This is a genomic window from Aminobacter niigataensis, from assembly GCF_014200015.1.
In the GTDB taxonomy this organism is placed as follows: Bacteria; Pseudomonadota; Alphaproteobacteria; order Rhizobiales; family Rhizobiaceae; genus Aminobacter; species Aminobacter niigataensis.
This window is the reverse complement of record NZ_JACHOT010000001.1, coordinates 1-17,227: the sequence shown is the minus strand read 5'-3', so window position 1 is coordinate 17,227 and position 17,227 is coordinate 1. Positions and strand designations below refer to the sequence as shown.

Genomic DNA, 17,227 nt, shown 5'->3' with positions numbered 1-17,227 from the left:
GTCAGCGCAGGCGATTGTCTTCAACGAGCTGAAGCTGGCGCCGCCGCGCGCCGTCGGTGTCGGCAAGGCGTCGCCGCGCGGCCTCGTCCTTGCGCACCGTCAGGCGACTGGCTGCCTTGGCGACAGGCACGGACATGGCCAATAAGGGCGCAGGAACGGTTGGTCGTTTCGTGAAAAACATGGTTTGTCCTCGCATGGGGAAATGCATCCCGCCGCCAAGGGTCAAGCGACCCGACAGGAATGCAAGTGCTGATTTTCTGCTAGTTGCCGAAGCGTAACAGCATTCCGGCGCCCATGATAGAAGCCGTACTGCTAAAATAAACTCGCAAATAAAAGCGGCTCCGGAAAAAACTCCTTACATAAACCTCAATTAACAGCTATAAGTAAATTATCGTTTTTTGGGCCAAGCTTGGCTATCGCGGCGTCAGAGGCTCTCGACCCGCCGAACTCACTCCAAATCGTCGATCCTTTGATGTGCGGCATTACTTGCTGCACGACGACTTTTCTCATTCGAAAGACAATCTAATGAACACTGGAACCGTAAAGTTCTACAACGGCCAGAAGGGCTTTGGCTTCATCGAACAGGCTGACGGCGGCAAGGACGTGTTCGTCCATGTCAGCGCGCTTGAACGTGCAGGCTTCTCCGGCCTCGCCGAAGGCCAGAAGCTCAATTTCGAGCTCGAGCGCGACACCAAGGGCCGCGAGTCGGCCACCAATCTTCAGCTGCTCTGATTGATCGGATCGAAGGACGCTGACCACGGATGTACTGGCAGCGTCTCTCTCGGTTCGCTTCCGAGCACGGCTGAAGTGAGGAAAGCGGGGCATTGCTCCGCTTTTCGTCCATTAACGGAGTTGCTGTCATGACCGGGCGCACCAAGCACTCGACCGTCCATTTCGACAAGCCGTTCGCCTTGCGTGGATTGGAAGAAATCCAGCCGGCGGGCGACTACGATATCGACGAGGATGAGGAAATGATCGACGGCATATCCTGGATCGCCTACCGGCGCGTTGCCACCTACATCCACCTGCCCGCCCGGTCTTCCAATCTGCTCACCAGCCAGGTTCTGGCCATCGACCACGCCGAACTCGAAGCCGCGCTGCGGCAGGACCAGGAACAGCTCGCATGATCAGGTTCACAAAGGGACCGGCTACAGCCCCGCGCGTGGAAAAGCCGTCGCATCGCTTCGCGGTCGGCCAGATGGTCCGGATCAGGAGCCGGGTCGGCATCGCGGTGAAGGACGCGGAGACCTTCCACGTCAAGGCGACATTGCCGGCCAAGGACGGCTCGCCGCAATACCGGATCCGCAGCGACAGCGAGAGCCACGAGCGGGTCACCACGGAAGACAATCTCGAGGGGGTCGAAGCGGCGGCCGGATAGGCGCGACGTTTCACTGGCAAGGAGGAAATGATCATGGCCAAGGGCCAACAACGCAGCAACCGCGAAACCAGAAAACCCAAGAAGGAAAAGGTCGCCGTGAAGGCGGCTGCCCCATTCGGCTCCCAGGTCAAACAGGCAGAAACCGCCCCCTACAAGGGCAAGCCGAAAGGCTGACGCACGGCCCCGAAAATCGTCTGCGATCTCCGGGATCAGGCGGCTGGAGGCGAATGTGAACTTCGTCATCGAATTTTATCGCCTGCGCGAAGAAGACGGCGCGCACGCCACCCTCGACCGGGTTCCGCTCGAAGCGGCGAACCTGGAATCGGCAATCGACATCGCCGGCTCGCTTTTCCACACACTCGCCATGCCGCAGATCCCGGACCACGTCCGCGTCTGCGACTGGTCCGGCCGTGAGCTCTATGCCGGACCGGTTTCCGGCGAAGAGCCAATCTGGCCGTGACTGATCGCCGATAGGGCGGTCGCCCTTACCTCCAGTTTCGGCGCCATGGTCCCCTGCCCTGCAGGCGTTCGACGCTCGATAAGCCAAATATCGTCGGCCCGGCCTTGCGGGTGCCTCTCATTCCTCCGGTTCGGTGGTGAATTGCAGCGGGTAGCCCTTGGCCTTTCCAGCCTCGGTCGCCCGCGTCGCCTTGGTCTCGGCGACGTCCCGGGTGAACACCGCGACGACGCAGACGCCACGCTGATGGGCGGTGATCATCACCCGATGCGCTTGGTCCTCCGACATGTGGAACTCGCCCTTCAGCACCGTGACGACAAAGTCGCGCGGCGTGAAGTCGTCGTTGAGCAGGATGACCTTGTGTAGCTTCGGTCGCTCGGTCTTCGGGCTGACCTTGGTGTGGGGAGCAGTGGTGATTTCGGGCATGGCAAGCGAGCCTCATGCGCGGGCTTCCACAGTATGGGATCGATCGACCCGCTCCGCAACGCCGCACCCAGCCCTGCGGCCGGAACCATCGCCGTACCCGGCCATTGAGAGGCAGGCCCGACGAAAAAAGTTGGACACGGATGTCGGAAAGGGCACCGGCCGTTCGTCCTTGCAATGTCACAACACGAGGAGAAGAAGCATGTCCTATGTCGATGGGTTCCTGCTCGCCGTGCCGAAAGGCAAGATCGAGGCCTACAAGGAGATGGCGCGCACCGGGAGCGAGGTCTGGAAGGACCACGGCGCAATCGCCTATGTCGAGTGCCTGGCCGACGACGTGCCCTATGGCGAAGTCACCTCGTTTCCCCGCGCGGTGCAGGCCACGGACGACGAGATTGTCGTCTTCTCATGGATCGTCTACCGCTCGCGCGAGGAACGCGACGAGATCATGAAGAAGGTGATGGCCGACCCGCGCTTGCAGGGCGATCCGGCGTCATGGCCGTTCGACGGCAAGCGCATGATCTATGGCGGCTTCAAGCCGTTCATCGAAAGCTGAAGGCGCCCGAAGCAATGGCGGTTGCCGGCAGCAGCCGGCGGCCGCCCGCTTGACCGCATCAGACGTTCCGTCAATAACAGCAACCCGCATAGGCTGAATGCGCAATTCGTTTCGCGCATAGGTAGATCATGCACGCTGAGATGGAACCGTTCGATGCAGCGCCTTACGACTTTTGACGTTCCCGCACGAGACCGCCTGTCCTACCTGCACGATTTCGTCGCCCGCCATGTCGCGGGCCTGCGCTTCCGGCCAGCCGATGCCGACAGCTTTGCGTTCGACGTCTCCGCCTACTTCCTCGACGCCGGCACGACGATCGGAACCGCGTGCTATTCGGCTGTGCTCGGTGAACGCCCCAGGGACCTGATGGCCGCAGACGGCCGCCAAGACTATCTGATGACCATCCATACCACGGATTATGAGGTCGCAATCGCCGGCAAGCCGCCGCTGTCGATCAGGGCCGGCGACATCACCCTGGTCAACGAGGCCACGGCCATGGCTTTCGCCTTGCCGAACACGCTGCTCAAGGTCGTGGCCCTGAACGAGGCGCGGCTTGCAGCGATAGCGCCCCGTGTCCGCATGCAAGCGTTTCACCACATTCCGGCGCAAGCCGGGGGTGCCGCGCTGCTGACTGGATATGCCGACCTGCTGCGCGCCGCAGCACCCGACGGCGAAGCCGGTCGTACGCTTGCCGGCAATCATCTCTACGACCTCGCGGCCCTCGTCGTGCAAGGCGCGACGAACGCCGCCGCCGAACCGGTGCGCGCCAGCCTGGGTGCCGCGCGGCTGGAACTGGTCAAGGCCGAGGTGCTACGCTACCTGACCGATCCCGAACTGAACGTCAGCGTAATAGCCCGGCGTCAGGGCGTGACCCCGCGCTATATCCAGCGGCTGTTCGAGCAGGAAGGCTCGACCTTCTCCGAGTTCCTGCGCGATGCCCGGCTCGACCTCGCCGTCCGTTCGCTCGGCAATGGCGGCGCAGCCACGATCTCGGCCATTGCCTTCGACGCCGGCTTTGGCGACCTGTCCTATTTCAACCGTGCCTTTAGGCAGCGCTTCGGCACGACGCCGAAGGAGATCAAGGCCGCAGCCCTGCGCCGCCGCCAGTAGTTCGGGCCTTTCCGGTTCGCACCAGTCCGCATCTGTTCGTCCCCAGCCAAGACCGCGCCAGCCGCGCCGTCGTAGAGCAGTGCCGTGGCGGACCGATGCATCCGACGGGCGGGGGCGCTCTTCGAACGCATGCGTGGCCGGCCATCGCCGGACCGCCGACTGGGCAGAGTCGGCGGTCCGCGCATGGGCCGTCTCCACGGAGTTCGCGCCATCTCCAGCGAAATCGAGAGATCCATGAAAACAGCGATTGCATTGATGTTGTGCGGCGTGCTCGCCGCCTGCAGCCAGACGACCTCGACAACCAGCACGACGACAACAGCCGGAGCGCCTGAGGCGGCGGCCCAGGTCGCGCCCAAAGGCAAAGCCGGGAAGATGACGGCCGAACAGCGCTGCGAGGAAGCCATGCGCAAGGCGACCAAGGCGCAGACCAACGCCGCCATGCTCGGCGGCGCGCTTTCGATGGTCGGCGGCTTCGGCGGCCTTGGTCGCGGCGGCGCGATCGCCGCGCAGGCCGCGTCTGTCGGCGGTTCGCTGATGCAGGCCAAGGCCCAGGACGATGCCGGCAAGGCACTGGAAGCGGAGTGCATGGGATGACCGGGCTTTCCCTGCTCAAGCGCCATCTCGCCGGCAGTCTGCTGGCGGCAAGCCTAGCCCTCGGCGCGTTCGTGCTGCCGGCTCGGGCATTGACGTTCGATGAGGTCGGCAAGGTGGTGCAGCTGCTCACCGAGTTGGAGCCGGAACTCGGCCGCCTCGCCTATGACGAAGAGGAGGCCGACCAATGGTTCGACGACGATGCCGGCCTCGAGGGCCGCATCGCCAAGGCCGGTTTCAGCCGCGAAACCTGGAAGCAGGCGCTCGACGCCACCTTCCGGGGTTATCTCGCGACAATCGCCACCGAAAGGTTCGAAGCCACATTCTCGGGCCTGACGGAAAGAGTCGATGCCAGCGATCTGAATGACGAGCAGAAGGCCGAGATGCGCAGCTTCGTCGAGACCAAGATCGCCGAGACACGGGCACTGCGCGCCGAAGGCGAGAAATATGTCGACGCCGTGCAGCCTTATGCGGCCAGGCTGAACGAGTTGTTGGGCGACCAGGAAGAGTGAGGCTTCTTACCTTCTCCCCCTGTGGGAGAAGGTGCCTGAACGGAGTGAAGGCGGATGAGGGGTGTTGGACGAAGCGCGACGCATGACACCCCGCGCTGAGGGGTGGTAGCACTCCGGCCAACACCCCTCATCCGTCTCGGCGCTGCGCGCCGATCCACCTTCTCCCACAAGGGGAGAAGGAAAAGATCGCTACCGCCTGAGCACCGCCGATAGCACATCGCGGATACCGATGGCGCCGACGAAGCGCGACTGGTCGTCGAACAGCGCCACAGGCGACGTCTGCGAGCGGTGCATGGCGAGCATCACCAACTTGAGCGAGGTTCCGGGCTTGGCCCAGAACACGTGCGAGGCCTCGTCGGACGATTTTTCGATGTCGTCGACGGACACCCATACGGCCGGCTGGCCGTTGCGCTCGGCGGCGGCGACAAGACCCTGCGCGTCGATCTTGAAGCGTGTCGTCTTGCGCCGGTCGAGCCAGACCCAGCCCTTCCCCGCATCTTCGAGATCGCGGCGGTCGCGCATGACGTTCCATGCCGTCAGCACCGACAGCGGGTTCACATTGGCGATGAAGTCGCGGACATAGTCGTTGGCCGGACGCAGCACGATGTCCTCGGGCGGTCCGGACTGGACGATGCGCCCGCCTTCCATGATGGTGATGGTGTTGCCGATCTTCAGCGCTTCCTCGAGATCGTGGCTGACGAAGATGATCGTCTTCTTCAGCGTCTTCTGCAGCTGCAGCAGCTCGTCCTGCAGCTTGGTGCGGATCAGCGGATCGAGCGCCGAAAACGGCTCGTCCATCAGAAGGATCGGCGCCTCGGTGGCGAAGGCACGCGCTAGGCCGACGCGCTGCTGCATGCCGCCCGAAAGCTCATGGGCGTATTTCTTCGCCCAGGGCGTCAGGTTGACGAGGTCGAGCTGCTTGCCGACCTTCTGCTTGCGCTCGGCTTCCGGCATGCCGGCAAGTTCGAGGCCGAGGCCGACATTCTCCTCGACCGTGCGCCAGGGCAGCAGGCCGAACTGCTGGAACACCATGGCGACCTGATGCTGGCGCAGCCGCCGCAGCGTGGCCTCGTCGCAGGAGACGACGTCGACCATCTTGTCGCCGTCTTTGACCATGACCTGGCCGCGCGAGACGATGTTGAGGCGGTTGACGGCACGCAGCAGCGTCGACTTGCCCGAACCGGACAAGCCCATCAGCACCGAGATCTCGCCCTCGTTGACGGTGAGATTGGCACCCGCGCAGCCGAGCACGTTGCCGGTCTTTTCGAGGATCTCGGCGCGGCTGGCGCCGCTGTCGATCAGATTGAGCGAGCCTTTGGTGTCGTTACCGAAGACGATGTCGACATTCTTGAAATCGACGGCAATGTTCATTTCTTGCCTCCCACGCCGATACGCGTCATCCGGTCGAGCACGATGGCGAGAACCACGATTGCCAGCCCCGCCTCAAGCCCGAGGTCGATCTTGCGTGAGCCGAGCGCGCGGTTGATTTCCGTTCCGAGGCCTCCGGCGCCGATGAGGGCGGCGAACACCACCATCGACAGCGACAGCATGATGCACTGCGTCAGCCCCGCCATGATGGTGGGCAGCGCCGCCGGCAACTCGACCTTCCACAACAGCTGCCGCTTGGTGGCGCCGAACGCCTCGCCGGCCTCGATGATGGCCTTTGGCACCGAAACGACGCCGAGGTGGGTGAGACGCACCGCCGTCGGGATGACGAAGATGATGGTGACGATCAGGCCGGGCGCGTTGCCGAGGCCGAACAAAGTGAGCACCGGGATCAGGTAGACGAAGGTCGGCAGCGTCTGCATCAGGTCGAGCACCGGCAGCATGACGCGGTAGACCTTGGGCTTGTGCGCGGCCCAGATGCCGAGCGGCACGCCGATCAGCATCGAGGCTGCGGCTGCGGCGACGACCAGCACCAGCGTTTCCACCGTTTGCTTCCAGAGGCCCTGGTTGATGATGAACAACAGCCCCAGTGCGACGCCGATCGCCAGCGCCCGCGAGCGCTGGAGATACCAGGCCAGCAGCGCGATGAGCGCGACCAGCGCGACCGGCGGCAACAGCAGCAGCGCATCGACCAGCCCATCGAGCAGCAGGTTGAGGCCGTTGGAAAAGCCGCGGAAGATGGCGTTGAAGTTGTCGGTGAGGAAAGTGAAGAATGCCTTACCCCAAAGGCCGATCGGAATCTTGTAGGCGGCCAGCAAGCTCGATACCGGATCCATCTGTCCCCTCTCTATTGCTTTCGCAGGCACCGGTCGCGCCGGCGCTTCTCGCTTAACTTGATACGAAAAAGGGCAGCTGTCTCGCTTCGCTGCCCTTCATCATGTCATTTTGTCGGCAAGGACGCAGGCTTAGCTTGCCAGCGCCGCCTTCACCGCAGCCGAAGCATCGCCGCCATCGAAGGTGGTGACGCCGTCGAGCCACTTGGTGGCCGCGTCGGGATTTGCCTTGAGCCACTCCTTGGCGACGTCATTGGCATTGCCGCCTTTCAGGATCGCGTCCATCATGGTGTTTTCCATCGACAGGTCGAACGACAGGTTGGTGATGAACTTGCCGACATTCGGGCACTCGGCGACGTAGCCCTTGCGCACGTTGGTGTGCACGGTGGCAGCGCCGAAGCCCGAGTCGCCCATGCCGTCGAGATAGGCGATCTTCATCTCGCCCATGACAGGATGCGGCGTCCAGCCGAGGAAGACGATCCACTGATTGTCCTTCATCGCCTGCTCGGCCTGCGTCAGCATGCCGGCTTCGGACGATTCGACCAGCTCGAAGCCGGCGAGATTGTTCTCCGCCTTGCCCAGCATTTCGAGGATGATGCGGTTGCCGTCATTGCCCGCTTCGATGCCGTAGATCTTGCCGCCGAACTTGTCCTTGAACTTGCCGAGGTCGGTCAGCGTCTTGACGCCGCCTTCAGCGACATAGGTTGGGACGACAAGGCCGTAGCCGGCGCCGTCGAGGTTCTTGCTGACGGTCTCTACCGAACCTTCGGCGGTGTAATCCTTGATGTCGCTGGTCATCGACGGCATCCAGTTGCCGAGGAAGACGTCGAGGTCGTTGTTCTTGAGCGAGGCGTAGGTAACCGGCACCGAAAGCTGGATGACCTCCGGCTCATAGCCCATTGCGGTCAGCAGCACCGAGGCAACGCCGGTGGTGGCCTGGATGTCGGTCCAGCCGACATCGGACAGGCGCACTTTCTTGCAGCTCTCGGCGTCCCCCGCGTAAGCGGCACCGGCAGTCATGACCGCCGACACGCCGATGGCGGCGGCGAGTGTTATCATGCGCGACATATGTAGATTCTCCCATTCGTATTTTTAACGGCAACGCGATAGTGTTGTTGTTCGTCTTTGTCGCGAGCCAAACACCATTTTCCTTTGGATTCAAGTGACATGACGCAGCGACACACGCCGCGGGCTGATCCATCAGCGACATCGCGAAGGTTTTTTGCGGTGGATGGCGAAGCTGCCCTCTCCCCGCGCCCGCCAGCTTGGGCTTAAGGAAGCACATGGCCAAGCTCTACTTCCACTATGCCACGATGAACGCCGGCAAGACGACCATGCTTCTGCAGGCGTCCTACAACTACCGCGAGCGCGGCATGACGACGATGCTGTTCGTCGCCGGCCACTACAGCAAGGGCGACACCGGCTACATCTCGTCGCGCATCGGCCTCGAGGCCGGCGCCGAAATGTTCCGCCACGGCGACGACCTGCTCGCCCGTATCGCCGAGCACCACGATCATACGACAGTGCATTGCATCTTCGTCGACGAGGCGCAGTTCCTTGAAGAAGAACAGGTCTGGCAACTGGCGCGGGTTGCCGACCGGCTGAATATCCCGGTCATGTGCTACGGCCTGCGCACCGATTTCCAGGGCAATTTGTTCAGCGGTTCGCGCGCTTTGCTCGCCATCGCCGACGATTTACGCGAGGTGCGCACCATCTGCCGTTGCGGCCGCAAGGCGACTATGGTGGTCCGCCTCGGCCCCGACGGCAAGGTGGCGCGCCAGGGCGAGCAGGTGGCAATCGGCAAGGATGTCTATGTCTCCTTGTGCCGGCGCCACTGGGAAGAAGAGATGGGCCGCGCCCAGCCAGATGATTTCATCGGATTTGCATCGCGGAGCTAAGTAGCTTCGCCTTAAATGTTTTCGCCGGGCGCTTGCGTCTTTCAATCGATAGATGCGGCACATATATTCGGCGCCACTGTCCCGCATTCGACACCGGAGGAACGTATGGCAACGCTGCAGAATTTCGATGCCGAAATCGCCAAGACCAAGCAGGTCGTGGAAGAAATGCGGACCAAGATCGAAAAATCGGGCACCGTGCTCGACACCATCGCCAAGACTGACGAGAAGATCGGCGCCAGCGATTTCGACATCGAGAATGCGCGCATCCAGGACGTTCTCAAGCAGCAGAAGGTGATGGAAGGCAACATCGCCGACCTGATCATCGGCCTTGAAGACGCCACCAACGTGTTCGGCTCCGAATTCGAGAGTATGAAGAGCTTCACCGGCTGGGAAACCTTCGTCGGCATCTTCTCCGATTCGAGCAAGCAGCGCATGCGCACCGACCGTGTGCGCAACATGTCGCTGGCCGGCAACCTGCAGGAGCTCCTGGTCAAGTCCGACACCATCGTCGGCATCCTGAAGGCGCAGAAGGACGTGCTCGACGCGCGCTACAAGACCTCGGAGACCAGCCTGTCCCAGGTGATCGAGCGCCGCAAGTCGACGATGTCCAATCTTGAGGCGGTCCAGAAGCGCATCGAGGAGTTGAATCCGCTTCTCCTCGACATCGAAAACAAGATCGCGGCGTCGACCAGCCAGAAGGAGCGCACCGACCTCGAATCCGAACGCTCCAAGCTCGCCACCGAATACAACGAGAAGCAGGCCAAGGAGCAGGAACTTCTGGCCGAGAGCCAGACGCTCGAGCGCTATACCTCGATGTTCCAGACCTTCGTCGATTCGCTGAACAACCAGATCGCGGCGCAGAACACGCTGATCAACAAGCTGACCATCGATACCGAACAGCGCATCGTGCTCTACAAGGCGCTGGAGGACTCGCTGAAGACCGCGGCCCAGCAGGACGTCGCCCACAAGATCAACACGCTGGGTTCCAAGGTCGACAACACCGCCGAGGAGACGATGGCCGGCATCGGTGCGGCCGCCCAGAAGCACATCGGCGACCTGCTCGAAATGCACGAGAAGAACATGGTAGCGACTGCCGACATCCAGCGCCGCAAGAAGCTGGCCGACGACGCCTTTGCCCGCCGCTTCGACGACGTGCTGAAGAAGCACAACGCTTCGGACTACGTGCAGTCGTAACGACTATTCAGATGAGAGCCCTGCGCTCCGTCGCGCCCCCCTCTGGCCTGCCGGCCATCTCCCCCACAAGGGGGGAGATCAGGCAGCAGCTCAGACTTCGCCAATCTTCGGCGTTGAAAGTGGGGCAAAGGCGCAGATGGCGGCTGATCTCCCCCCTTGTGGTGGAGATGTCCGGCAGGACAGAGGGGGGCAACGTCGAGCCCATGCATTCGAGATTTCACCCATGACCCCCACCGACGACCCGGCCGTCCGCTATTTCGATGCGATCAAGGCGGCGCTGAGCGGGCTGGAAATCTTCATGCGCGACGACCGCTCGCCGCTCTACAGGCACGGCATCGTGGCGAAGATCGCGGCCGAGTACATCTCGCGGCTGGAGCGGTCGTTCGCTTGCTGGCGCAACCGGCTGGGCTTCATGGAGACCTTCAAGATTTCGCGCGCCGAAAGCGGTTTTCCGGTGTTCCAGAACGTGCTGGAACTGGAAAACGACCGCAAGACGGCGGCGCAGCGTCTGGCCAGCATCCCCCCGCCCGGCGAGCTGCGCGAGGAGATGGCCGACTTCATCCTGCGCCACAAGGAATTCCCCGAGGCGCTGCAACGCTCGATGGCCGAGCGGCTGTATCTCGAGGACGTCAAGGACGGCGTGACCTTCAGCCCGTTCATCCTGGCGCAGACGGCCAAGGTGTCGGTCAACCCGAAGTCGATGCGGCCCTATTATCTCGTCCATTGGGGCAGCTTCGACGGCAGCGCCAACCTGCCGATGATCTATATGGCCACGGTCGAGGATTCATCCGAGGCGATGGTCGAGCAACTGGTCGACAACAACGGCAAGCTCAACGAGAAGATCGACATTCCCCTGCCCGTCGACGGCCTGCTCAATCCCGACCTGGCCCACCGTTTCGACGACTTCACCGAGAAGAACTCGGCCTACTCGCTGTCGCCGCTGACGATTGCTACCAATCTCGACAAGGATTTCCCCGAACTGCACCCCAAGCAGCTCAGGCGGCTGGTGCTCGGCCCGTTCTATTCGGCCGGCATCACCGAGCACAATTCGGCGGTGGCCGAAGTGCTGTCCAAGGTGCGCAAGGCCGAAAACGCCTGGCTGCTGACCTGGACCATCCAGGAGGTCTATTCCAAGGCCGAGAAGCCGGGGCGCAAGGGCCTGTGGTCGAGCGAGCCGGCGAGCGAGGAATTCTTCATCAACACCGACGATCTCGAAGCCGCGCGCCAGGGGGTGTCGAGCTACGAGAAGCACGCGCTAATCCCGCACGAGGCCTACCAGGCGCTCTATGCCGCCGGCGAAGCCGAGAAGATCTTTGGCGGGTACAAGGTGCACATCCTGTCGAAGGGACAGGTGATTAGCGATGTGTAGCGCGCGACCGGCTTGGGTTGGCTCGGCCCCTCACCCTTACCCTCTCCCCGTGAAGAACGGGGAGAGGGAGGCGTCGACGGCGCGGTCAGCCTCCTTCTCCCCGTCCTCACGGGGAGAAGGTCCGGCAGGGGATGAGGGGCAGCGCCAACGCTCCCCTGAACGAGCGAGGGTTCAATGGACACCGGCCTGACTGCGATTTCGGAAGCCGACATCGAAAAGCACCGCGCCACCGCGCAGAGCTTCATCACCCGCATCGTCGTGCTGGAGGATTCCTCCGGCCAGTCGGGTACGGCACTGGCCGGCACCAACCGGCGCTTTGTCTCCACTGTGTCGACCGGCTCGATCCGCAAGACGCGCGAGGTCGAGCTGCAGAAGACCGTCGCAGCCATCCGCCCCGACGACCAGCTGATGTCGATCCCCCAGCACACCCTGCTGTTCCGCGCCCGCCGCGGCATTGCGGTGGCGCTGGCCGTCTCCGACGTGTTCTCGCGCTCGACCGATCTCGAGGCGCTGCAGGCCAAGAATGCGCGGACGCCGCTGGAAGGCGACGAAGCCAGCCATTTCAAGAAGCTGCTGTCGGCCTCGGCCTATGTCGCAGCCTTCACACTTGCCTCCTATCTCGCCCAGCTGATCGACAGCGACGGCGAAGCGCCCAACGATGTCACCGAACCTGACTTCCTGTTCGACACGCCGCAGGATGCGGTGAAATCGATCGTCTCGGGCCTCGACCGCGCGCTTTCGGGCGCCAAGGACGATGCCGATCTTCTGACGCGCGGCCGCGCCTTCGCTCGTGTCGCGATCGAGGGCCTTTTGCAGCGCAAGGGCCGCTTCGACGGGCTCGGCGCCTTCGAGAACGCCCATATCCGCATCGACGCCGACGACTTCACCCTCGACGGCTTCGACGTCGCACCGGGCAAGAAGTCGAAGCCGCTGGTGATGACCTTCAAGAAGCCGCAGGAGGTCGTCGGCAACCACATCGCCAAGTTCCAGTCGGTCAGGCTGGCCAAGATGCTGATGGCCTATGATTTCGACCGCGAGCTGAACCCGTTCGTCGAGCTTGGCGGTTTCCTGTTCACCTTCATCGGCGACGGCGCGCCCGGCACCGGCAAGACGACGCTGATCCAGATGATCGCCGGCCTGGTCAACAACTACTGCCAGGTCGCCGGCTACCCCTTCGCCTACGAGAATTTCGGCGTCGACCAGATCTCGTCTTACCAGGGCAAGTCGGGCCAGAACTGCCGCCAGTTCATCAACAACGTGCTCAACCCGCGCGCCATCGGCTTTGGCACCATCGACGACATCGACCAGGTGGCGGCCAAGCGCTCCGATGATCGGGCGTCTGCCGGCCAGCAGGAAATCACCGGCGTTCTGATGGACGCCTTCGCAGGCGCCGGCACCGTCGTGCGCGGCAACTGCTCCTTCGGCATGTTCTCCAACTATCCCGAAAATGTCGATGACGCGCTGCGCCAGCGCGCCGGCGCCCGCTGGCTGGTCGACGGCCCGCAGACCCGCGACGACTACATCGACATCTTCGTGCTGCTCGCCGGCAAGAACCACAAGATCCCGCTCGGCGAGCACGAGCTCTATGCCGCGCAGCAGATCCAGCGCGCCGTGACCGAGGCCTATGAAGAGCATGCCAGGCCGCAGGAAGATGGGCTGGAAAAGGTCTACGACCGCTTCATGAAGGACAATGGCGCGCCCAAGTCGCTAGCTGACGTCGGCACCTACTTGCACATGATCAAGGAAGCCGAACCGCGCTTCACTGGCCGCGCCATCAAGAACGTCACCGACGCGATCAAAATGCGCGCCATGGACATCGAGCTGCCGGAGGACTGGTTCGAAAAGCCGGAAGCCTTCATGCACAAGGGCTACGACGAGAAGAAGGCGATGATCGAGGAGCTGCGCGGACCGTTCTCGATGGACATGGTGATGCAGGAGATCAACCGCTACGCCGACTCGGAATTCCGCTACTCCGACAAGTCGGACGATGCGGCGGTATCCAAGCTGCTCCGCGATGCGCGGCTGCGCGAACGCGCGGCGAAGGAGATGGAAGAGCTGAAGGCGAAGGGGCTGTGGAATGCGTGATCTTTCCTTCTCCCCGTTCACGGAGTCGGTGCGCAACGCTGACGCCCCCCTCTCCCCGTTCTTCACGGGGAGAGGGTAAGGGTGAGGGGCGATCTGATGCGTGGCCCACAACCTGCCAGAACCAACAGAGCGCGTTCGCTTCGTAAGGCCGACAACGATGCCGAGAAGGCACTCTGGCTGGCTATCAAGAATCGGCAACTCGGTGGCGCGAAGTTCACCCGGCAGCTGCCAATTGGCTCTTACTTTGCCGACTTCGCGTGCCGGGAAGAACATCTTGTTGTTGAACTAGACGGCAGCCACCATGCGGAAAGCGTCTATGATCGCAGCCGTGATCAATTCATGCTGGAGCACGGCTGGTCAGTCCTGCGTTTTTGGAACGTTGATGCGCTGCGTGAAGTAGACAAGGTGGTCGACACTATACTTGCGGCCCTGGAACAACGGCTCGACGCCACTGAGACGTGGGAGTTGCGCTTCATGCCCGCAGCGGACTATCGGGAGACCGTATCTTGAAGGCCGCAGCCGCCCCTCACCCTTACCCTCTCCCCGTGAAGGACGGGGAGAGGGAGTCGTCAACGTTCACGCCCCCCTCTCCCCGTCCTTCACGGGGAGAGGGTAAGGGTGAGGGGCAATCCTAATGGACCTCCTGCGCGACAACGAACTCATCTACGGCCGGCTGTTGCCGGTCGACGAACCGCATCTGATCGACCGCTACAACAAGGCGCTGACCGCCTTCGGGCTGAAACCGACCAAGCTCAAGAGCTTCGAGATCGACCGCACCGGCTTTTCGCCCGAGATCGCCGAGGAACTGGGCGACTACCAGTATCTCGACCCCAACGAGGTCAACCGCCGCTTCATCATCCTGACGCCGTCGCAGATCGACCTGCCGGTCGTGCACACGGCGTTTTCCAACACCTCGCAGCTGGTCTTCGAGTTCATGACCAAGAACCAGCGCGCCATCGACGCGCTGACGATCAAGGACGTGATCTACGGCGAGATCGAGGACTCGGTGTCCAAGGTCGAAGACATCGAGGACCTTCTATCGATCAACCAGGTCGAGTTCCGCGTGCTGTCGGCCGAGGACGTGCTCGGCAAGGCCGCCGAGCTCGGCAAGCTGGTCGACAAGCTGAAGCAGGAGCCCGAGGCCTGGCGCGACGACGAAATGCTCACGCGCATGGTCGAGCTCGCCAAGGTCTGCGGCGACATCCGCGAGAACGCGCTGGTGCCCGACCAGGTGATCTTCCGCCACAACGCCTTCTGGACCAGCCATTTCGGCGGGCTCTACGTCTTCGTCGACCGCGACGTGACGACGGTGATCTCCGATCCATCGGCACCTGGCTTCCGCCGCTCGCGGCCATGGCAGGTGAGCTACCTGTCGATCCGCGACGCCGACAAGGTGTTCAAGTTCCTGGCCTCTACCGGGCGCCTCGACCTGCCGCGCGCTTCGTGGATCGAAAGCTCCGGCTATCTCGAGCACCGGGCCGAGATGGCGGTCAGGGCGCTGATCCGCGCCGCCGAGCCGAAGCGCGACCTGGGCAAGGTCGACAAAGTCTGGCTGCAGACCTGGATCCACAGCCATGCCGACGCGATCAACAGCGACGGCACCTTCCCCTTCCTCAACGGCGCCAAGCGCGAGATCTCCCAGCTCGGACAGCTCAGGCTCGAAGACGTATTTCCGCTGCATCGCTTCCTGGTGGTGCGCGCCAAGCCCGATCATCCCGACGCCTGGCTGACCAACCGGCTGATCTCGGAATTCGTGCCGTCCGACTTCGTGTCGCGCTATGTCTTCAACAAGCAAGGCTTCTACAAGGACTATGAAGAGCTCAGCGAGACCTGGCGATCCAATGTTGTGGACACGTTGAAAAGCTCATATCTGAAAGACAAGGCAGCGTTCCGCGCACAGCTTTACGGCCTGACCGACTGAGGGGGTTCCATATGCTTGATCCGATCGTGAGTTTCTTCACCCGGATATTCCAGTTGATCGGCCGCGGCCTCGGCTTCGTCATCGGCATCCTGCTCTTGCCGTTCATCTGGCTCGGTCGCTGGTACGTCCAGCGCGGCTGGATCCTCAAGAGCGGCCTCGGCGCGGCCATCCTCGGCCTGGTGGCGCTCTACGGTTACTTCGTCTGGAACACGCAGGTCTGGACCAACTTCAACCCCGACTATGTCGCGGCGCATAATTTCGAGAACCGCAACGTTTCGGCCGGCGAGCAGGTCGTCGCCGGCGGCGGCACCGACACCGCGCGCACCTGCGGCCGTTCGGCCATCGCCGACATCTCGGCCGAACTGACCAATTTCAACGTCAACGAGAATGCCTGGATCTCGTCGATGATCCTCTACAAGACAGGCTTGTTCGGCCTGTCCTGGGACAAGACGCCGTTTCTCGACAACAAGGCCTCGTTCCAGCGCGGCATCAACCAGGCAATCCGGCGCACGACGACGGAGCTGGCCGACAATCTCGGCCGCGTGCGCGGTACCAGCCAGGTCGATTCCGACCTGCAGGACGCCCGCGGCAACATGCAGTTCGACGAATACACCTGGTATTTCGGCCTGACCCCGTTCGGTCCGAAGACGCCGACCCCGAGCTACTACCGTTCGGCGATCAAGAGCCTCAACAATTTCAACGGCCGCCTCGAGAAATGCGAAGCGGTGTTCGACGCCCGCGCCGACAACCTGATCCAGTTCATCGACCGCATTTCCAACGACATCGGTGCGACCTCGGCAATCCTTAAGGACCGGGCCGAGAACTTCAACAACGGCTGGTTCGATCCTCGCGCCGACGACCGCTTCTGGTTCGCCTATGGCCAGCTCTACGGCTATTACGGCCTGCTGAAGGCGACGCATGCCGATTTCGAGGACGTGCTGCGCACCCGCAACCTCGACAATCTGTGGGACACGATGGAGCAGCAGACACGTTCGGCGCTCAACATCCAGCCGTTCATCATTTCCAACGGCGCCGAGGATGGCTGGTTCATGCCCTCGCACCTGATCACGATGGGCTTCTACATCCTGCGCGTGCGTTCGAACCTCGTCGAGATCAGCAACGTGCTGAGCAGATAAGCGAATGGCGAACAGTGAGTAGCGAATAGGGAGTAGTACGGTAACGCAACACGCTCTGCGCGCCCGCCACCTTCCCTGCTCGCTATTCCCTACTCCCTATTCGCTCTCTTGCCCTGTCGCAATCCGTGCATTGGGCGGCTGTTTTGAGACGGCAGCACGGAGTAGTGTCGCGTTTCTATGCGCCCACGAGCATGGGTGCTGCTGCCCGCTCACGCAAAGTCTGAATTCCGGAGGAGCCGTCATGGCCGAGCACAAGACCGACATCCAAATTGCCCGCGCGGCAAACAAGAAACAGATCCAGGAGATCGGCGCCAAGATCGGCATTCCGACCGAGCATCTGCTGCCTTACGGCCACGACAAGGCCAAGATCTCGGCCGAGTT

22 protein-coding genes are annotated in these 17,227 nt (G+C 62.5%); 17 read left to right on the top strand and 5 right to left on the bottom strand.

The features are described 5' to 3' along the window. Position 1 precedes the first annotated feature (1 nt). Positions 2-181 (bottom strand): hypothetical protein, encoded by a 180-nt coding sequence (locus tag GGQ99_RS00110; RefSeq protein ID WP_183259838.1) that lies wholly within the window; start codon positions 179-181, stop codon positions 2-4. Between the two features lie 344 nt (positions 182-525). On the opposite strand from GGQ99_RS00110, the gene GGQ99_RS00105 reads away from it, so the two are divergent. The 5 genes from GGQ99_RS00105 to GGQ99_RS00085 all read left to right on the top strand — a co-directional run bounded on the left by GGQ99_RS00105 (position 526) and on the right by GGQ99_RS00085 (position 1,838). Then, the gene (locus GGQ99_RS00105; protein ID WP_108607279.1) at positions 526-732 is read left to right on the top strand and encodes a cold-shock protein; all 207 of its coding nucleotides are present in this window, start codon (positions 526-528) and stop codon (positions 730-732) included. A 128-nt stretch (positions 733-860) separates the two neighbouring features. Next, positions 861-1,127: a hypothetical protein gene (locus GGQ99_RS00100; protein WP_183259836.1), complete on the top strand. Its 267-nt coding sequence runs from the start codon at positions 861-863 to the stop codon at positions 1,125-1,127. Further along, on the top strand, positions 1,124-1,378 hold the full coding sequence (locus tag GGQ99_RS00095) for a hypothetical protein (RefSeq protein ID WP_183259833.1): 255 nt from the start codon (positions 1,124-1,126) through the stop codon (positions 1,376-1,378). Before GGQ99_RS00100 ends, GGQ99_RS00095 begins: the two co-directional genes overlap by 4 nt. Before the next feature lie 27 nt (positions 1,379-1,405). Next, a complete protein-coding gene (locus tag GGQ99_RS00090; protein WP_159091624.1) occupies positions 1,406-1,552 on the top strand; it encodes a hypothetical protein in 147 nt (48 codons plus the stop codon). Between the two features lie 55 nt (positions 1,553-1,607). Then, complete coding sequence (locus tag GGQ99_RS00085) at positions 1,608-1,838, top strand: hypothetical protein (RefSeq protein WP_183259831.1); 231 nt, start codon at positions 1,608-1,610, stop codon at positions 1,836-1,838. A gap of 117 nt (positions 1,839-1,955) precedes the next feature. On the opposite strand, the gene clpS is transcribed toward GGQ99_RS00085, so the two are convergent. Then, positions 1,956-2,261, bottom strand: a complete 306-nt coding sequence (clpS, locus tag GGQ99_RS00080) for an ATP-dependent Clp protease adapter ClpS (RefSeq protein ID WP_108607275.1) — start codon at positions 2,259-2,261, stop codon at positions 1,956-1,958. A gap of 199 nt (positions 2,262-2,460) precedes the next feature. Between clpS and GGQ99_RS00075 the strand changes: the two genes are divergently transcribed. From GGQ99_RS00075 to GGQ99_RS00060, 4 genes are all read left to right on the top strand, one after another. After that, on the top strand, positions 2,461-2,814 hold the full coding sequence (locus GGQ99_RS00075) for a DUF1428 domain-containing protein (protein WP_108607274.1): 354 nt from the start codon (positions 2,461-2,463) through the stop codon (positions 2,812-2,814). Positions 2,815-2,967: 153 nt separating this feature from the next. Further along, positions 2,968-3,921 (top strand): helix-turn-helix transcriptional regulator, encoded by a 954-nt coding sequence (locus GGQ99_RS00070; RefSeq protein ID WP_183259829.1) that lies wholly within the window; start codon positions 2,968-2,970, stop codon positions 3,919-3,921. Positions 3,922-4,155: 234 nt separating this feature from the next. Next, positions 4,156-4,515 carry a hypothetical protein gene (locus GGQ99_RS00065; RefSeq protein ID WP_183259828.1) on the top strand — a complete coding sequence of 120 codons (360 nt, stop codon included), beginning with the start codon at positions 4,156-4,158 and terminating at the stop codon, positions 4,513-4,515. Continuing rightward, complete coding sequence (locus GGQ99_RS00060; protein WP_183259826.1) at positions 4,512-5,024, top strand: hypothetical protein; 513 nt, start codon at positions 4,512-4,514, stop codon at positions 5,022-5,024. Before GGQ99_RS00065 ends, GGQ99_RS00060 begins: the two co-directional genes overlap by 4 nt. A 189-nt stretch (positions 5,025-5,213) precedes the next feature. Here GGQ99_RS00060 and choV read toward each other — a convergent pair whose 3' ends face one another. The 3 genes from choV to choX form a co-directional block, all read right to left on the bottom strand. Continuing rightward, entirely contained in the window at positions 5,214-6,395 is a 1,182-nt protein-coding gene (gene choV / locus GGQ99_RS00055; RefSeq protein ID WP_108607270.1) for a choline ABC transporter ATP-binding protein, read from the bottom strand. Next, the gene (choW, locus tag GGQ99_RS00050; RefSeq protein WP_108607269.1) at positions 6,392-7,246 is read right to left on the bottom strand and encodes a choline ABC transporter permease subunit; all 855 of its coding nucleotides are present in this window, start codon (positions 7,244-7,246) and stop codon (positions 6,392-6,394) included. The genes choV and choW overlap by 4 nt, the downstream gene beginning before the upstream one ends. Positions 7,247-7,375: 129 nt before the next feature. Further along, the gene (choX, locus tag GGQ99_RS00045; protein ID WP_108607268.1) at positions 7,376-8,311 is read right to left on the bottom strand and encodes a choline ABC transporter substrate-binding protein; all 936 of its coding nucleotides are present in this window, start codon (positions 8,309-8,311) and stop codon (positions 7,376-7,378) included. A gap of 215 nt (positions 8,312-8,526) precedes the next feature. On the opposite strand from choX, the gene GGQ99_RS00040 reads away from it, so the two are divergent. The 8 genes from GGQ99_RS00040 to GGQ99_RS00005 form a co-directional block, all read left to right on the top strand. After that, on the top strand, positions 8,527-9,141 hold the full coding sequence (locus GGQ99_RS00040) for a thymidine kinase (protein ID WP_183259824.1): 615 nt from the start codon (positions 8,527-8,529) through the stop codon (positions 9,139-9,141). Positions 9,142-9,246: 105 nt separating this feature from the next. Further along, entirely contained in the window at positions 9,247-10,335 is a 1,089-nt protein-coding gene (locus GGQ99_RS00035; RefSeq protein WP_108607266.1) for a hypothetical protein, read from the top strand. Positions 10,336-10,558: 223 nt separating this feature from the next. Further along, on the top strand, positions 10,559-11,704 hold the full coding sequence (locus GGQ99_RS00030) for a hypothetical protein (protein WP_183259822.1): 1,146 nt from the start codon (positions 10,559-10,561) through the stop codon (positions 11,702-11,704). A 174-nt stretch (positions 11,705-11,878) separates the two neighbouring features. Continuing rightward, on the top strand, positions 11,879-13,789 hold the full coding sequence (locus GGQ99_RS00025; protein ID WP_183259820.1) for an AAA family ATPase: 1,911 nt from the start codon (positions 11,879-11,881) through the stop codon (positions 13,787-13,789). A 96-nt stretch (positions 13,790-13,885) separates the two neighbouring features. Continuing rightward, on the top strand, positions 13,886-14,299 hold the full coding sequence (locus tag GGQ99_RS00020; RefSeq protein ID WP_183259819.1) for an endonuclease domain-containing protein: 414 nt from the start codon (positions 13,886-13,888) through the stop codon (positions 14,297-14,299). Between the two features lie 124 nt (positions 14,300-14,423). Continuing rightward, positions 14,424-15,710: a DUF6638 family protein gene (locus GGQ99_RS00015; RefSeq protein ID WP_183259817.1), complete on the top strand. Its 1,287-nt coding sequence runs from the start codon at positions 14,424-14,426 to the stop codon at positions 15,708-15,710. An 11-nt stretch (positions 15,711-15,721) separates the two neighbouring features. Then, the gene (locus GGQ99_RS00010; protein ID WP_183259816.1) at positions 15,722-16,846 is read left to right on the top strand and encodes a DUF2333 family protein; all 1,125 of its coding nucleotides are present in this window, start codon (positions 15,722-15,724) and stop codon (positions 16,844-16,846) included. 241 nt (positions 16,847-17,087) lie between these two features. Further along, the coding region (locus GGQ99_RS00005; RefSeq protein WP_183259813.1) for a formate--tetrahydrofolate ligase at positions 17,088-17,227 on the top strand (140 nt) is incomplete at its 3' end.

Excerpts from the sequence above, each read along its gene's own strand:
- GGQ99_RS00110 (WP_183259838.1), bottom strand. The coding sequence starts at position 181 with ATGTTTTTCACGAAACGACCAACCGTTCCTGCGCCCTTATTGGCCATG.
- GGQ99_RS00105 (WP_108607279.1), top strand. The coding sequence starts at position 526 with ATGAACACTGGAACCGTAAAGTTCTACAACGGCCAGAAGGGCTTTGGC.
- GGQ99_RS00100 (WP_183259836.1), top strand. The coding sequence starts at position 861 with ATGACCGGGCGCACCAAGCACTCGACCGTCCATTTCGACAAGCCGTTC.
- GGQ99_RS00095 (WP_183259833.1), top strand. The coding sequence starts at position 1,124 with ATGATCAGGTTCACAAAGGGACCGGCTACAGCCCCGCGCGTGGAAAAG.
- GGQ99_RS00090 (WP_159091624.1), top strand. The coding sequence starts at position 1,406 with ATGATCATGGCCAAGGGCCAACAACGCAGCAACCGCGAAACCAGAAAA.
- clpS (WP_108607275.1), bottom strand. The coding sequence starts at position 2,261 with ATGCCCGAAATCACCACTGCTCCCCACACCAAGGTCAGCCCGAAGACC.
- GGQ99_RS00075 (WP_108607274.1), top strand. The coding sequence starts at position 2,461 with ATGTCCTATGTCGATGGGTTCCTGCTCGCCGTGCCGAAAGGCAAGATC.
- GGQ99_RS00070 (WP_183259829.1), top strand. The coding sequence starts at position 2,968 with ATGCAGCGCCTTACGACTTTTGACGTTCCCGCACGAGACCGCCTGTCC.
- GGQ99_RS00065 (WP_183259828.1), top strand. The coding sequence starts at position 4,156 with ATGAAAACAGCGATTGCATTGATGTTGTGCGGCGTGCTCGCCGCCTGC.
- GGQ99_RS00060 (WP_183259826.1), top strand. The coding sequence starts at position 4,512 with ATGACCGGGCTTTCCCTGCTCAAGCGCCATCTCGCCGGCAGTCTGCTG.
- choV (WP_108607270.1), bottom strand. The coding sequence starts at position 6,395 with ATGAACATTGCCGTCGATTTCAAGAATGTCGACATCGTCTTCGGTAAC.
- choW (WP_108607269.1), bottom strand. The coding sequence starts at position 7,246 with ATGGATCCGGTATCGAGCTTGCTGGCCGCCTACAAGATTCCGATCGGC.
- choX (WP_108607268.1), bottom strand. The coding sequence starts at position 8,311 with ATGTCGCGCATGATAACACTCGCCGCCGCCATCGGCGTGTCGGCGGTC.
- GGQ99_RS00040 (WP_183259824.1), top strand. The coding sequence starts at position 8,527 with ATGGCCAAGCTCTACTTCCACTATGCCACGATGAACGCCGGCAAGACG.
- GGQ99_RS00035 (WP_108607266.1), top strand. The coding sequence starts at position 9,247 with ATGGCAACGCTGCAGAATTTCGATGCCGAAATCGCCAAGACCAAGCAG.
- GGQ99_RS00030 (WP_183259822.1), top strand. The coding sequence starts at position 10,559 with ATGACCCCCACCGACGACCCGGCCGTCCGCTATTTCGATGCGATCAAG.
- GGQ99_RS00025 (WP_183259820.1), top strand. The coding sequence starts at position 11,879 with ATGGACACCGGCCTGACTGCGATTTCGGAAGCCGACATCGAAAAGCAC.
- GGQ99_RS00020 (WP_183259819.1), top strand. The coding sequence starts at position 13,886 with ATGCGTGGCCCACAACCTGCCAGAACCAACAGAGCGCGTTCGCTTCGT.
- GGQ99_RS00015 (WP_183259817.1), top strand. The coding sequence starts at position 14,424 with ATGGACCTCCTGCGCGACAACGAACTCATCTACGGCCGGCTGTTGCCG.
- GGQ99_RS00010 (WP_183259816.1), top strand. The coding sequence starts at position 15,722 with ATGCTTGATCCGATCGTGAGTTTCTTCACCCGGATATTCCAGTTGATC.